Source organism: Streptomyces sp. NPDC046759 (assembly GCF_040645475.1).
Taxonomy (GTDB): Bacteria; Actinomycetota; Actinomycetes; order Streptomycetales; family Streptomycetaceae; genus Streptomyces.
This window is the reverse complement of record NZ_JBEYYJ010000004.1, coordinates 64,420-77,900: the sequence shown is the minus strand read 5'-3', so window position 1 is coordinate 77,900 and position 13,481 is coordinate 64,420. Positions and strand designations below refer to the sequence as shown.

Below are 13,481 nucleotides of genomic sequence, written 5' to 3'. Positions count from 1 at the left end.
GTCACGCTCCCTTCGTCGCACGTCGCTGCGTCGGCTGGGTCACCCGGTCGAGCATCAGGCCCAGGCAGACGATGGCCGCACCGGCCACCAGGCCGGTCGCCAGGTCGCCCTGGGCGAGGCCGAAGGCGACGTTGTAGCCGAGGGCGCCGCCGCCGACCAGGCCGCCGATGATGACGACGGCGAGCACCAGGACCACGCCCTGGTTGACGGCGAGCAGCAGCGACCTCTTGGCGAGCGGGAGCTGGACCTGCCACAGCTGCTGGCGGCCGGTCGCGCCGAGCGAGCGCGCCGACTCCAGGGCGGCCGGGTCGACCTGGCGCAGGCCCTGCGCGGTGATCCGGACGACGGCCGGGAGCGCGTAGACGACGGCCGCGGCGACCGCGGGTGCGCGGCCGACGCCGAACAGGGCGACGACCGGAATCAGGTACACGAACTGCGGCATCGTCTGGAAGACGTCCAGGACGGGACGCAGGGCGCGTTCGACGCGGTCGCTGCGGGCGGCGGCGATGCCGGCCGCGAAGCCGAGGACGAGGGTGACGGCGACGGCGGCCAGCACCTGCGAGAGGGTGTCGAGCGACGGCTCCCAGACCCCCAGCACACCGATGGCGGCCATGGCGAGGACGGCGGTCAGCGCGGTGCGCCAGGTGCCGATCAGCCAGGCCAGGGCGGCGACGATCAGCAGCACCGACCACCAGGGCAGCCACTGCAGGCCACCGCGCACCGGGTCCAGCACCCAGGTGGTGAAGTGGCCCGCCCAGTCGGCGGTGCCGCCGACGACCGGGACGCCGGAGTAGAGGTGGGCGGTCATCCAGTCGACGGCGCGGTTGACCGGTTCGGCGATGTCCAGGGTCCAGCCGGAGGGCCAGTCGAGACCGCCGAGCAGGCGGGTCACCAGGGCGATCGCCACGGTGACGGCGAGGGCGTACGGCCGGCCGATCGTCTGCGGGCGGTCGCTCGCCGGGGTGCCGGATCCGGCGGCCGCGGTGACCCGGTCCAGGACGATGGCGAGCAGCACGATCGGGATGCCGGCCGCGAGGGCCTGGCCGACGTCGACCGAGGCGAGCGCCTGGTAGACGCGGTCACCGAGACCGCCGGCGCCGATCACGGACGCGATGACCGCCATGGACAGCGCCATCATGATCGTCTGGTTGAGGCCGAGCAGGAGTTCCTTGCGGGCCAGCGGGATGCGGGCGGTGAGCAGCCGCTGGCGGCGGGTCGCGCCGAGCGACTCCACGGCCTCCAGGACCTCGGGGTCGGCGCCGCGCAGGCCGAGCGCGGTGAGGCGGGCCATCGGCGGGGCGGCGTAGACGACGGTGGCGAGGACGGCCGCGGGGACGCCGATGCCGAAGACCAGGACGACGGGGAGGAGGTACGCGAAGGCCGGCAGCACCTGCATGGTGTCCAGCACCGGGCGCAGGGCGCGGTCGAGGCGGTCGGAGAGGCCGGCGCCGAGGCCGAGGACCGCGCCGACGGCCACGGAGGCGAGGACCGCTACGACCATCAGCGCGAGGGTCTGCATGGTCGGGACCCACATGCCGAGGGCGCCGCAGGCCAGGAAGGCGATCGCGGTGCCGGCGGCCAGGCGGACGCCGGCGACGCGCCAGGCGACGAGCGTGCCGAACGCGGTGACACCGGTCCAGCCCGCGGCGAGGAGGGTGAGGTAGACGGCGCGGACGGAGAGGACGACGGCGTTGCTGACGTAGCCGAAGAAGTAGAGGAACAGCGGGTGGCTGTCCCGGTTGTCGATGACCCAGTTGCTGGCCGTGGTGAGGGGCTTGTCGAGGTGGACGGTCAGCTCGTGGGGCCAGGACCCGCTGCCGAAGCGGCCGTTGAGGAACGGCAGCAGGACGGCGGTGAAGAGGGCGAGCAGGAGGAGCTTGCCCGCGGCCCGGCTCTTGAGGATGCGGGGTTTGCCGGTACCGGAGGTCGGGAGACTGAGCGTTGCCATCAGATGGCCTCCGGGGTGGTACTGGCCTGGGCGGGGATCGCCTGTGCGCGCGGGGCCGGGGTGGCCACGCCGGCCACCACGTCCAGCAGCTGTTCGTGGTCGACAACGCCGAGGCACTTGCCCTCGTCCATGACCCGGGCCGGTTCTCCCGCCCGCGCCACGGCCTCGATCGCCTCGGCGACCGTGGCCTGCGGGCGGACCGCCGGGCCGGCCTCCGCCTCCCCGGCGGAGGCCGGACGCATCGCCGAACGGCACGTCATCACCTGTTCGCGCGGTACGTCCCGGACGAACTCACGGACGTAGTCGTCGGCCGGGGAGCCCACGATCTCCTCCGGGGTGCCCAGCTGGACGACCTTGCCGTCGCGCATCAGGGCGATGCGGTCGCCGAGTTTCAGTGCCTCGGACAGGTCGTGGGTGATGAAGACCATCGTGCGGCCCTCCTCGCGGTGCAGGCGGGCCACCTCGTCCTGCATGTCGCGCCGGATGAGCGGGTCGAGGGCGCTGAAGGGCTCGTCGAAGAGCAGGACCTCGGGGTCGACGGCCAGCGCCCGTGCCAGACCCACCCGCTGGCGCTGGCCGCCGGAGAGCTGGGCGGGGCGGCGGTGTTCCATGCCCTCGAGGCCGACCTTGGCGACGACCTCGGCGGCCCGCTCGCGCCGCTCGGCCCTGCCCATGCCCTGGATCTCCAGGCCGTAGGCCACGTTGTCGAGGACCGTGCGGTGCGGGAGCAGGCCGAAGTGCTGGAAGACCATGGCGGCCCGGTGCCGGCGCAGTTCGCGCAGGCGTGCCTTGTCCATCGCGCGGACGTCCTCGCCGTCGATGGCGATCGTGCCGGCGGTCGGTTCGATGAGGCGCGTCAGGCAGCGCACCAGGGTGGACTTGCCGGAGCCGGACAGGCCCATGACGACGAAGACCTCGCCCTTGCGGACGTCGAAGGAGACGTCACGGACGGCCGCGGTGCAGCCGGTGCGGGCGCGGAGGTCGGCGGGGTCGAGTGCGCCGAGCTCCGGGTCGGCGGGGATCCGTTCCGGTTTCGGGCCGAAGACCTTCCACAGGCCGGACACCGAGAAGACGGGGCCGGTCGTGGTGGGCGGCTTGCGTGTGGGCACGGTGAGAGTCATCAGGCGTCACTTCCGATCAGGTCGACGGCCTTCTCCCCGACCATGAGCACACCGATCATCGGGTTCACGGCGGTCATCGTCGGGAAGACGGAGGCGTCGGCGATGCGAATTCCTTCGAGACCGCGGATCCTCAACTCAGGGTCCACCACGGCGAGTTCGTCGTCGGCGGCGCCCATCTTGCAGGTGCCGGCGGGGTGGTACACGGTGTGCGCGACCTTGCGGGCGTACTCGCTCAGCTCGGCGTCGCCGACGACGTCGGGGCCGGGGCAGACCTCGCGCTTGAGCCAGCTCGCGAGCGGTTCGGCCCTGGCGATCTCGCGGGCGATGCGGATGCCGTCGACCAGGGTCCGGCCGTCGTAGTCGTCCTCGTCGGTGAAGTAGCGGAAGTCCAGGGCGGGCTTCACGGACGGGTCGGCGCTGGTGAGGTAGAGGCGGCCGCGGGACTTCGGCTTGGGGATGTTCGGGGTCATCGAGACGCCGTACCGCGGGCGTTCGTAGCCCAGGCGCTCGGGGTTGTCCGTGAACGGGATCTGGTAGAAGTGGAACATCAGGTCGGGGCCCGCGCTTGCGGGGTCGCGGCGCACGAACAGTCCCGCGTCGGAGTCCATCGCGGAGTTCTCCGGGATCGGGCCGTGCGTCTCCCAGACGATGACCGACTCGGGGTGGTCCAGCAGGTTCTCGCCGACGCCCGGCAGGTCGAGGACGACGGGGATGCCGAGGGCCTCCAGGTCCCTGCGGGGTCCGATGCCCGAGTGCAGCAGCAGACGCGGGGAGTCGACGGCGCCCGCGCACAGCACGACCTCGTTGCGGGCGCGGATCAGCAGCTCCTCGCCGTCCTTGGTGCGCACGTGCACGCCCTCGGCGCGGGTGCCGTTCAGCTCCAGCCTGTGGGCCCAGGTCTCCAGCAGGATGGTCAGGTTGGCCCGCTCGTCCATGACGGGGTGCAGGTACGCCACCGACGCCGAGGACCGCTTGTTGTCCTCCGGGTGGTAGGCGAGGTCGAAGAAACCGACGCCCTCGGTGAACGGCTTGCGGTTGAAGCCCTCGACGCGGGGTACCCCGAGCGCCGCCTGGGCGGCGTCGACGAAGTCGCGGGCGATGGCGTTCCGGTCCTTCTCGTCGACGGAGACGATGTTGTTCTTCAGACGGGCGAAGTAGGCCTCCATGGGGACGGCGCCCCAGCCCTTGGCGCCGGCCTCCTCCCACTCGTCCCAGTCGGACGGGAGCGGCTTGAAGGAGATGAGGGTGTTGTGCGAGGAGCAGCCGCCGAGGACGCGGGCGCGGCTGTGCCGGATGTGGGAGTTGCCGCGGGGCTGTTCCACGGTCGGGTAGTCGTAGTCGAGGTCGCCGCCGAGCAGACCCATCCAGCGGCGCAGGGTGAGGACGTCGTCGCGGCCGACGTCGCTCGGGCCGCCCTCGATGACGGCGACGGTGACGTCGGGGTTCTCGGTCAGGCGGGAGGCGATGACGGACCCTGCGGTGCCGCCGCCGATGACGACGTAGTCGAACTCGTGGGTGTGATCGTGCATGGGGTGGTTACTCCTGGGGGGTGGGAGGTCGAGCGGGGACCGGGAGCGGGGATGTGGGGCCCTGCTCCCGGTTCCGGGGGTGCGGCGCGATCTCCGGTGGGGGGTCAGCCGGCGAACCAGCGCACCGGCTTCGGCGCGAGGTTCTGGTAGACGTGCTTGGTCTCGCGGTACTCGGCGAGTCCGGCCGGCCCCAGCTCGCGCCCGGTGCCGCTCCGGCCGAAGCCGCCCCACTCCGCCTGCGGCAGGTAGGGGTGGAAGTCGTTGATCCAGACGGTGCCGTGGCGCAGCCGCCCCGCGACGCGGCGGGCCCTGCCCGGGTCGGCGGTCCACACGGCGCCGGCGAGGCCGTACTCGGTGTCGTTGGCGAGGAACACCGCCTCGTCCTCCGTGCGGAAGGTCTCGACGGTGAGGACCGGCCCGAAGACCTCCTCGCGTACGACCTTCATCTCGCGGTGGCAGCCGTCGAGGACGGTCGGCTCGTAGAAGTAGCCGGTCGCCGGGCGCTGCGGTGACGGCTCGGGCCGCTTGCCGCCGCAGCGCAGTACGGCACCCTCCGCCAGCGCGGAGGCGACGTACGCCTCGGTCTTGGCGCGCTGCTGTTCGGAGACCAGCGGGCCGCACTCGACGCCGTCCTCGGTGCCGCGCCCGAGCCTGATCTTCCGGGCCCGGTCGGCGAGTTCGGTGACGAACCGGTCCCGCACGGACTCCTCGACGATGAGCCGGGCGCCGGCCGAGCAGACCTGGCCGCTGTGGATGAAGGCGGCGTTGAGTGCCTGGTCGACGGCGGTGTCGAAGCCCTCCTCGGTGGCGCAGGCGTCGGCGAAGACCACGTTGGGGTTCTTGCCGCCGAGTTCGAGGGCGGTCTTCTTCACGGTGGGGGCGGCGGCCTGGGCCACCTTGATGCCGCTGACCAGGCCACCGGTGAAGGAGACCAGGTCGACGTCGGGGTGCTCGGCGAGCCGGGCGCCGACGGTGTGGCCGGGACCGGTGACGATGTTGGCCACTCCGGCGGGCAGGCCCGCCTCGGCCAGCAGCTCGATCAGCGCGACGGTGGTCATCGGGGTGATCTCGCTGGGCTTGACCACGAAGGTGTTGCCCGCGGCGAGCGCCGGGGCGATCTTCCAGCTGGCCTGGAGGAGCGGGTAGTTCCAGGGGGTGATCAGTGCGCAGACGCCCACCGGCTCGTGCACGACGACGCTGTGGACGTCGGGCGAACCCGCGTCCACGACCCGGCCGGGCGCCTCGGCGGCGACCAGGTCGGCGAAGTAGCGGAAGGCGTCGGCGACGCAGTCGATGTCGGTCCGGCCCTCCTCGACGGTCTTGCCCGCGTCCCGGCTCTCCAGCAGGCCGAGGTCCTCGCGGTCGCGGACGAGGAGGTCGGCGACGCGGCGCAGCAGGGCGGCGCGCTCGGCGACGGGGGTACGGGGCCACGGGCCGCTGTCGAACGCCTGCCGGGCGGCGGCCACGGCGCGCTCGGCGTCCTTCTCGTCACCCTCGGCGACCACGGCGAAGGGCCGGGCGTCCGCGGGGTCCAGGATCTCGCGGGTCGCACCGGAGATCGCCTCCAGCCACTCGCCTCCCGCGTGGATGGTGGCCTGGGCCTTTCGTTCCGTTCTGTCCGCCATGATCGGTATTGCCTTCCGTTCCTGATCCATGCCCCTGTGTCACAGGCGTGACCGGCTCAGGGACCGTGGCCGCCTGCCCCGGGCCCATGAATCGCATGCGCAATTCATGGTCGAACGTGCGCGGCGTCACTAAAAACAGGTTCGAAAACGGACAAAAACGGGCTACATCTGGATCATCAGTTCCCGTACGCAATCACGCAGCCAGGCGTGGGCGGGATCGGCGTCGTGGCGCGGATGCCAGGCGAAGCCCACCTCGACCGAGGGCAGGGAGAGGGGGATCTCGAAGGTGACCAGTCCGAGGGCGTCGGCCATCGGGCGGCCGTAGGAGGTGATCAGCCCGATCAGGTCGGTCTCGCGCAGCACGAACATCGAGGCCGGGTAGGTGCCGACACTGCCCACCACCCGCCGTGCGAGGCCGAGCCCGGCGAGGGCGTCGTCGATCGGTCCGCGCTGCCTGCCGCGCCGGGAGACGATGAGGTGGCCCGCCTCCCCGGCGAACCGCGCGGGGGTCAGCTCCCCGTCGAGCAGCGGGTGCCCGCGCCGTACGACGCCCAGCATGCGCTCCTCGTACACCGTCTCCACATGCACCTCGGGCGCGACCGTGTCGATCACCCCGACCTCCAGGTCGGCGGTGCCCTGACGCAGGAACGGCGCGTCCACGTGGCTCTCGGACAGGAAGCGCAGACGGATGCCGGGCGCCTCGCGGGCGGCGCGGGCGAAGAGCGCGGCTCCGTGGGTGGCGGCGATCGCGTCGTGGCCGAGGAGCGTGAAGGTCCGGCTCACCGTGCGCAGATCGATCTGGCGGCCCGGCGTGAACAGGGCGCGGGCCCGCTCCACCACCGCGCTCACCTCGGCCCGCACGGCCAGCGCGTGCGGGGTGGGCACCATCCGGCGTCCGGCGCGCACCAGGATCGGATCGCCGAGCGCCTTGCGGATCCGGCCGAGCGTGCGGCTCATGGCGGGCTCGGACAGATGCAGGCGGTGGGCGGCGCCCTGCACGCTCTGTTCCTCCAGCAGCACGTCCAACGCGACCAGCAGGTTCAGGTCGAGGCCCATGGATTGCGTCATGTGCAGGCATCCCTTGCAAAGGTTGCACTGGAAAGCAGGTCAGCGGCGAGCCTACGGTGAGCGCATCCGAGAGCGCCACCGGGCGCGTCCCGACCACCCCACCGCCTTCACTCCCAGGAGGAGCCGTGCCCCCGCACGCCCTGAAACGCTCCACCCTGCTCGCGCTCTGCGCCTGCGTCCTGGTCGCCCAGAGCATGGTCGCCGCGATCAACCTCCTGATTCCGCAGCTGAGTTCGTCGTCCCTGCATCCCTCGCGCACCGGGATCCTGTGGACGGTCGACGCCTACGTCATCGTCTTCGCGGGCCTGCTCGTCCCGGCCGGCGCGCTCGGCGACCGGTACGGCCGCAAGGGCGCCCTGCTCGCCGGGCTCGCCCTGTTCGCGGCGGGCGCCGCCACCAGCGCGCTCGCCACCGGCCCGGCCTTCCTGATAGCGGGCCGGGGGCTGTCCGGCGCCGGAGCGGCACTGATCACCCCGGCCACCCTCTCGGTCCTGATGCACCTGTCCGCTCCCGAGCGCCGGGCCCGCTCGATGGGTGCCTGGACGCTGTCGATCGGCCTGGGCGGCGCGGCGGGCAACCTGGGCGGCGGGCTGGCCGGGCAGTTCCTCACCTGGCGTGCCCTGTTCGCGGTCATGGTCCCGCTCGCCGCCGCCCTCGCCGTGGCCGTCGCGGTCACCGTCCCGCGCACCGAGCGCTCCGCCCGGAGCAATCCCGACCCGCTGGGCACCCTGCTGCTCACCGCGGGGCTGGTCGCGGTCCTGTTCGGCATCATCGAGGGCCCGCCCTACGGCTGGACCTCCGCCCGCATCCTCGGCGCCTTCGCCGCGGGCGCCCTGCTGATCGCCGCCTTCGCGCTGCACGCCCTGCGCTCGGCGGCCCCCCTCTTCGACCCACGGGTCTTCGGCTCCGCCCGGCTCCGGGCGGCCTCCCTCGGCACGGCCACCGGATTCTTCGGCCTCTTCGCCCTGTTCTTCGTCAACTCGCAGTACCTGCAGGGCGTCAAGGGCTTCGGGGCCGCCGTCACCGGGGTGGCGATCATGCCGCTGGTGTTCGGGATGGCCGCGGCGCAGAAGCTGGCCACCCGCTGGGCCGGCCGTCCCCGGGCCGTCATCGGCGCCGGTCTGACCCTGATCGGCCTGGGTCTGCTCGGCGCGTCCACGGCCGACGCGGGCACGCCGTACGCGGTGTTCGTCTGCTGGCTCCTGGTCATCTCGGCCGGTGCGGGGCTGTCCATGCCGGCCCTCACGCTCGGCGTGGTCACCTCGCTCCCGGCCCACCAGGCGGGCCTCGGCTCCGGCCTCGGTACGACGGCCCGGGAGACCGGTGCCGCGCTGGGCGTGGCCGTCACCGGTACTGTCCTGTCCTCCCACCCCGACCTGCTGCACGGCATGGGACCGGCGCTGCGGACGGTGGGGCTGGTGGTACTCGCGGCCACGGCACTGGTGGTGGCGGAGTACGGCCCGCTCGCCCGCCCCGGCAGGGTGCCGCACCACGAAGCCGACGGCACTGCGGCCCGCTAGTGCTGCGCACCGCGCATGCACCCCGTCACCCGCCCGCACACGGCAGAGCTCGGCACCCCTACGGCGGGGTGCCGAGCTCTGCCGTGTCTTCCGGAGCCGTCAGATGAGGCCGAGGGAGCGGACCGCCTCGCGCTCCTCCTCGAGCTCCTTCACCGACACGTCGATACGCGCACGGGAGAACTCGTTGATGTCCAGGCCCTGGACGATCTCGTACTTGCCGTCCTTGCAGGTGACCGGGAAGGAGGAGATCAGACCCTCGGGGACGCCGTAGGAGCCGTCCGACGGGATGCCCATGGAGGTCCAGTCACCCTCGGCGGTGCCGTTGACCCAGGTGTGCACGTGGTCGATCGCGGCGTTGGCGGCGGAGGCGGCCGACGAGGCGCCACGGGCCTCGATGATCGCGGCACCGCGCTTGGCGACGGTCGGGATGAAGTCCTCGGCCAGCCACTTCTCGTCGTTCACGACCTCGGCGGCGTTCTTGCCGGCGACGGTGGCGTGGAAGATGTCCGGGTACTGGGTGGCGGAGTGGTTGCCCCAGATGGTCAGGCGCTTGATGTCGGCGACCGTGGACCCCGTCTTCTTCGCGAGCTGGGTCAGCGCGCGGTTGTGGTCCAGGCGGGTCATCGCGGTGAAGCGCTCGGCCGGGACGTCCGGCGCGGCGGCCTGCGCGATGAGGGCGTTGGTGTTGGCCGGGTTGCCGACGACGAGGACCTTGATGTCGTCCGCGGCGTGGTCGTTGATGGCCTTGCCCTGGGGCTTGAAGATGCCGCCGTTGGCCTCCAGCAGGTCGCCGCGCTCCATGCCCTTGGTGCGGGGGCGGGCGCCGACGAGGAGGGCTACGTTCGCGCCGTCGAAGGCGACGTTCGGGTCGTCGCTGATGTCGATGCCCTGGAGCAGCGGGAAGGCGCAGTCGTCGAGTTCCATGGCCGTGCCCTCGGCGGCCTTCAGGGCCGGGGTGATCTCCAGCAGGCGCAGCTTGACCGGCACGTCCGCGCCGAGCAGCTGGCCGGAGGCGATGCGGAAGAGCAGGGCGTAACCGATCTGGCCGGCCGCGCCGGTGACGGTGACGTTCACGGGAGTGCGGGTCATGGCGTTCTCCGTATGACAGCTGGCGATGGGGCGTCCCTGCCCCGGACGGATGATCGATCTCTTGGCGTCAAGAGATCGATCCAGCGGTCAGGCTATCGCGCATCCGGCATGCGAGACGTACGGGGCCCTGTGGCTCACCCCACAAGTCGGACACGTGTCGCACAACCCGGCGGCCGCCTGTCCGGGAGAGGGGGAGAGGACGGAGGCGGCCACCGGGTGGGGGGTACCGGAGGGCCGGACTCCCGTGGGGGTACAGGCTCGCGTGCCCAGTTTCCGGCGCGCCATGCGTCCCGCACCGGAATTCCGCCCTCCTTGTTTTTTCCTTGGTCGTTCCACCCTGCGGCGCGCGCTTCGCCCTACCGGGTGCACCCCGTCCGCCCGGACGCCAGCGTCGCGCAGGCCTTGGCCTGCCCGGCGTCCTGCACCGCGACCATCGGGGTGTAGGCAATGGTGTCGCCGGCGCCGGAGGTCTCGCCGGTCTGCCGGTCCCGGCCGGCGGAGATCTGGACCTTGTCGCCGTCGGCCGCGCCGGTGATGCGGCCCCAGGCGGTGCCGCAAGCCTTGCTGTAGCGGACCTCCAGGGTGGTGGTGCCGACGGTGGCGGTCCTGGCGGTGGTCACCAGGTCGCCGCTGCACCCCATCGCCTCGGCGTCCTTGCCGTCGCAGGCGGAACCGGCGCACTTGACGCCGGGCGGCCGGCTCACGTGCGTGGAGGCCGTCGCGGACGGCGGCTTGGCGCTCGGGTGCCTGGCGCCGCCCCGGTCGGTGAAGATGAAGACGGCACCGATGACGACGGCCACCCCGACGAGCCCGGCGAGGAACATCAACACCCGCTGCCGTCCGGCGTTCCCCGGGGCCGGGCGGGCCGCCTGCGGCTGTCCGTCGTACGGATGCGGGGTGTCCGGCGGCCATCCCGGGCCGCCGGCAAAGGCGCCGGGCCGCGCACCGTTCGCGGCGGCCGCCCCGGCGCCGGCAGCGGCACCCGCGCGCGCCGCGCCACCGGGGCGGGCGCTCGTCCTGGACGGCCCCTGGTACCCGGCCACTCCCCAGGAGTTGGCGGCTTCGGACCCGCCGTCGCCGTCGGCCGCACCGCCCCCCGCGCCGTCGGCGGGCTCGTGATCCGCGCGCTCGGCCCGGTCGCGCCCCGCGTCCTTGCGGGCGTCGGCGTCGGGGGCGGACGGCTGGACGGGAATCGTCGGGGAGACGCCGGCCGGACCGGCGATCCCGGTGGCCGCGCCGATACCGCCGTCCTTGCGCCCGGCCGGCCCCCCGGTCGCCTCCGCCGCCCCGGCCTCCCCGAGCGCGGCGCGCGCCTGGGAGATGCGGATCGCCTCCATGGTGCGGTCGTGCCGCATCTCGGCCCGGCTCCAGGCGCGTTCGGCCAGCTCCCACATCGTGGTCAGATGCACGGGACTGGTTCCGGTGACCTCGGCGAGCGCGATGACCGCACCCTTGGGCGCGAGGAGTCGGCCGCCCAGGTAACGCTCCCAGGACGTCTTGCTGTAGCCCGTGCGGTCGGCGAGTGCCGCGACGCTCAGACCGCTGCGGTCCACGAGCCGCCGCACCTGGCAGGTGAACTCCCTGATCTGCGGATCCAGACCCTCCGGCAGGTCTTTCCAACGAGGCATCGCTTCCCCCCTGCTTCCCCCGTCCTGGCTACCCACAAGGATGCACTGTCTAAGGGGCGCAGTTCCCGCAGTGGGGGCGCGCGGGAGCATGGACGGCGCGTGGGCACCGTAGCGGAACGGTCACTTCCGTGCCACAGCGCAAGGACAGGCGTTGAACAGGCGGTTCACGGGCGGAAGGGTGTTTGACGACGGTGGTTCGCCCCTCGTCGGGGGTGGGGGCGAGCCGCCGTCGGGCCGTCCGGAAGTTGCCGGGAAAGGCCGGCAACCACCCTGAGTGGTACGGGAGTTCAATCTGTTGAGGGATGCGGCATCCGGCCGGGCGGCCGTACCGTCGAAGGACGGGGGTACACCGGTGGCCCGCGTCCCAGGGGGAGGCGGGCCACCGGCGGCGCGACATCCGCTTTCCGCGGCGGCCCGCGTTACCTGTCGCTGAGCGTGAAGTGCAGGACGTCCTTCAGGAACGGTATCTCCATCAACGGCTTGGGCTGCGCCATCAGCGCCAGCAGCACGATCGCCAGGCCGAGGATGCCGTAGGTGGCGATGTCCGTGAAGCGGGAGCGGACGGCGAGCATGCCGACGCCGGGCAGGATCCAGCGCATCACCGCACCGGCCAGCAGGGCGGCGCCGATCAGCAGGGTGCCGAAGCGGAACACGTCCAGCGCGGTCAGCAGCAGTCCGAGCGCCACCGTGCCGAGCACGACGAGCAGGGGCCACTGCCGCGCCGGGGCCGGGGCGTCACCGGACGCGGCCCGGCCGCCGCCCTCGGGCCGGGCGGTGTCCCTGGTGATCCGCGGGAAGCGGCGCGTGGTCCGCCGGGGGCGCCCCTCGGCGTCAGGGGCGCTGATCGCGTCGCGCACGGTCGGCTCACCGCCGTGCGCCCGCTCAGCCGGCACTGCGCTCCGCCGCCTCGACCACGTTGACCAGCAGCTGCGCCCGGGTCATCGGGCCCACACCGCCGGGGTTCGGGGAGATCCAGCCGGCCACCTCGAGGACGTCCGGGTGCACGTCGCCGACGATCTTGCCCTCGGCGTTGCGGGAGACACCGACGTCCAGGACGGCGGCGCCCGGCTTGACGTCCTCGGCGCGAATCAGGTGCGGGAAGCCGGCCGCGGCGATGACGATGTCGGCCCGCTTCAGGTGGGCGGACAGATCGCGGGTGCCGGTGTGGCACTGGGTCACGGTGGCGTTCTCGCTGCGCCGGGTGAGCAGCAGCGGCATCGGCCGGCCGATGGTGACACCGCGGCCGACGACCACGACCTCGGCGCCCTTGATCTCCACGCCGTGGCGGCGCAGCAGGGTCAGGATGCCGTTCGGGGTGCAGGGCAGCGGGGCGGGCTCGTTCAGCACCAGCCGGCCGAGGTTCATCGGGTGCAGGCCGTCGGCGTCCTTGGCCGGGTCCATCAGCTCCAGGATGCGGTTCTCGTCGATGCCCTTGGGCAGCGGCAGCTGGACGATGTAACCGGTGCAGGCCGGGTCCTCGTTCAGCTCCCTGACGACCGCCTCGATCTCCTCCTGCGTGGCCGTGGCAGGCAGTTCGCGCTGGATCGAGGCGATGCCGACCTGCGCGCAGTCGCGGTGCTTGCCGGCGACGTACTTCTGGCTGCCGGGGTCGTCCCCGACCAGGATCGTGCCGAGGCCGGGCGTGACGCCCCTCTCCTTCAGCGCCGCCACGCGGGCGGTCAGATCGGACTTGATCGCGGCTGCGGTGGCCTTGCCATCGAGAATCTGGGCGGTCATGTTCCCATCCTCGCGGATGACCCGGCCACGGTTCCAATCCGGGTGGCCGTACGCCGTACCGCATGGTCAGCAGATGATCAACGATGTTGCACTTGCACAACACATGCGTCCACTGGCTGGACAAGTCAGTAACCGGTCAAGAACGATGAGCAGCGCAGTGCAGCGGGCAGCTCGACGGGGGGACGGACCGCATCTGTTGAAACTCTCCTCCGTGCA

General features: G+C 72.5%; 10 protein-coding genes. 1 reads left to right on the top strand and 9 read right to left on the bottom strand.

The features are described from left to right. Window position 1 precedes the first annotated feature (1 nt). The 5 genes from ABZ919_RS06950 to ABZ919_RS06930 all read right to left on the bottom strand — a co-directional run bounded on the left by ABZ919_RS06950 (window position 2) and on the right by ABZ919_RS06930 (window position 7,291). Window positions 2–1,948 (bottom strand): ABC transporter permease subunit, encoded by a 1,947-nt coding sequence (locus ABZ919_RS06950; RefSeq protein ID WP_361243609.1) that lies wholly within the window; start codon window positions 1,946–1,948, stop codon window positions 2–4. Next, window positions 1,948–3,069, bottom strand: a complete 1,122-nt coding sequence (locus ABZ919_RS06945) for a glycine betaine/L-proline ABC transporter ATP-binding protein (protein ID WP_361243607.1) — start codon at window positions 3,067–3,069, stop codon at window positions 1,948–1,950. Before ABZ919_RS06945 ends, ABZ919_RS06950 begins: the two co-directional genes overlap by 1 nt. Further along, window positions 3,069–4,598, bottom strand: a complete 1,530-nt coding sequence (locus ABZ919_RS06940) for a GMC oxidoreductase (RefSeq protein ID WP_361243605.1) — start codon at window positions 4,596–4,598, stop codon at window positions 3,069–3,071. Before ABZ919_RS06940 ends, ABZ919_RS06945 begins: the two co-directional genes overlap by 1 nt. A 104-nt stretch (window positions 4,599–4,702) precedes the next feature. Further along, entirely contained in the window at window positions 4,703–6,223 is a 1,521-nt protein-coding gene (locus tag ABZ919_RS06935) for an aldehyde dehydrogenase family protein (protein WP_361243603.1), read from the bottom strand. Window positions 6,224–6,385: 162 nt separating this feature from the next. Next, entirely contained in the window at window positions 6,386–7,291 is a 906-nt protein-coding gene (locus tag ABZ919_RS06930) for a LysR family transcriptional regulator (protein ID WP_361243601.1), read from the bottom strand. Window positions 7,292–7,416: 125 nt separating this feature from the next. Here ABZ919_RS06930 and ABZ919_RS06925 point away from each other — a divergent pair, with 125 nt between their 5' ends. Then, complete coding sequence (locus ABZ919_RS06925) at window positions 7,417–8,811, top strand: MFS transporter (RefSeq protein ID WP_361243599.1); 1,395 nt, start codon at window positions 7,417–7,419, stop codon at window positions 8,809–8,811. Window positions 8,812–8,910: 99 nt separating this feature from the next. Here the strand turns inward: ABZ919_RS06925 and ABZ919_RS06920 are convergent, their stop codons facing one another. From ABZ919_RS06920 to ABZ919_RS06905, 4 genes are all read right to left on the bottom strand, one after another. Continuing rightward, window positions 8,911–9,900 (bottom strand): malate dehydrogenase, encoded by a 990-nt coding sequence (locus ABZ919_RS06920; RefSeq protein WP_361243597.1) that lies wholly within the window; start codon window positions 9,898–9,900, stop codon window positions 8,911–8,913. A 356-nt stretch (window positions 9,901–10,256) separates the two neighbouring features. Next, window positions 10,257–11,528: a DUF2690 domain-containing protein gene (locus ABZ919_RS06915; protein WP_361243595.1), complete on the bottom strand. Its 1,272-nt coding sequence runs from the start codon at window positions 11,526–11,528 to the stop codon at window positions 10,257–10,259. A gap of 419 nt (window positions 11,529–11,947) precedes the next feature. After that, complete coding sequence (locus tag ABZ919_RS06910; RefSeq protein WP_361243594.1) at window positions 11,948–12,421, bottom strand: DUF3017 domain-containing protein; 474 nt, start codon at window positions 12,419–12,421, stop codon at window positions 11,948–11,950. Beyond that, window positions 12,411–13,265: a bifunctional methylenetetrahydrofolate dehydrogenase/methenyltetrahydrofolate cyclohydrolase gene (locus ABZ919_RS06905; RefSeq protein WP_361243592.1), complete on the bottom strand. Its 855-nt coding sequence runs from the start codon at window positions 13,263–13,265 to the stop codon at window positions 12,411–12,413. The genes ABZ919_RS06910 and ABZ919_RS06905 overlap by 11 nt, the downstream gene beginning before the upstream one ends. Window positions 13,266–13,481: the final 216 nt, after the last annotated feature.

Coding starts and splice junctions, on each gene's coding strand:
- ABZ919_RS06950 (WP_361243609.1), bottom strand. CDS start 1,948: ATGGCAACGCTCAGTCTCCCGACCTCCGGTACCGGCAAACCCCGCATC.
- ABZ919_RS06945 (WP_361243607.1), bottom strand. CDS start 3,069: ATGACTCTCACCGTGCCCACACGCAAGCCGCCCACCACGACCGGCCCC.
- ABZ919_RS06940 (WP_361243605.1), bottom strand. CDS start 4,598: ATGCACGATCACACCCACGAGTTCGACTACGTCGTCATCGGCGGCGGC.
- ABZ919_RS06935 (WP_361243603.1), bottom strand. CDS start 6,223: ATGGCGGACAGAACGGAACGAAAGGCCCAGGCCACCATCCACGCGGGA.
- ABZ919_RS06930 (WP_361243601.1), bottom strand. CDS start 7,291: ATGACGCAATCCATGGGCCTCGACCTGAACCTGCTGGTCGCGTTGGAC.
- ABZ919_RS06920 (WP_361243597.1), bottom strand. CDS start 9,900: ATGACCCGCACTCCCGTGAACGTCACCGTCACCGGCGCGGCCGGCCAG.
- ABZ919_RS06915 (WP_361243595.1), bottom strand. CDS start 11,528: ATGCCTCGTTGGAAAGACCTGCCGGAGGGTCTGGATCCGCAGATCAGG.
- ABZ919_RS06905 (WP_361243592.1), bottom strand. CDS start 13,265: ATGACCGCCCAGATTCTCGATGGCAAGGCCACCGCAGCCGCGATCAAG.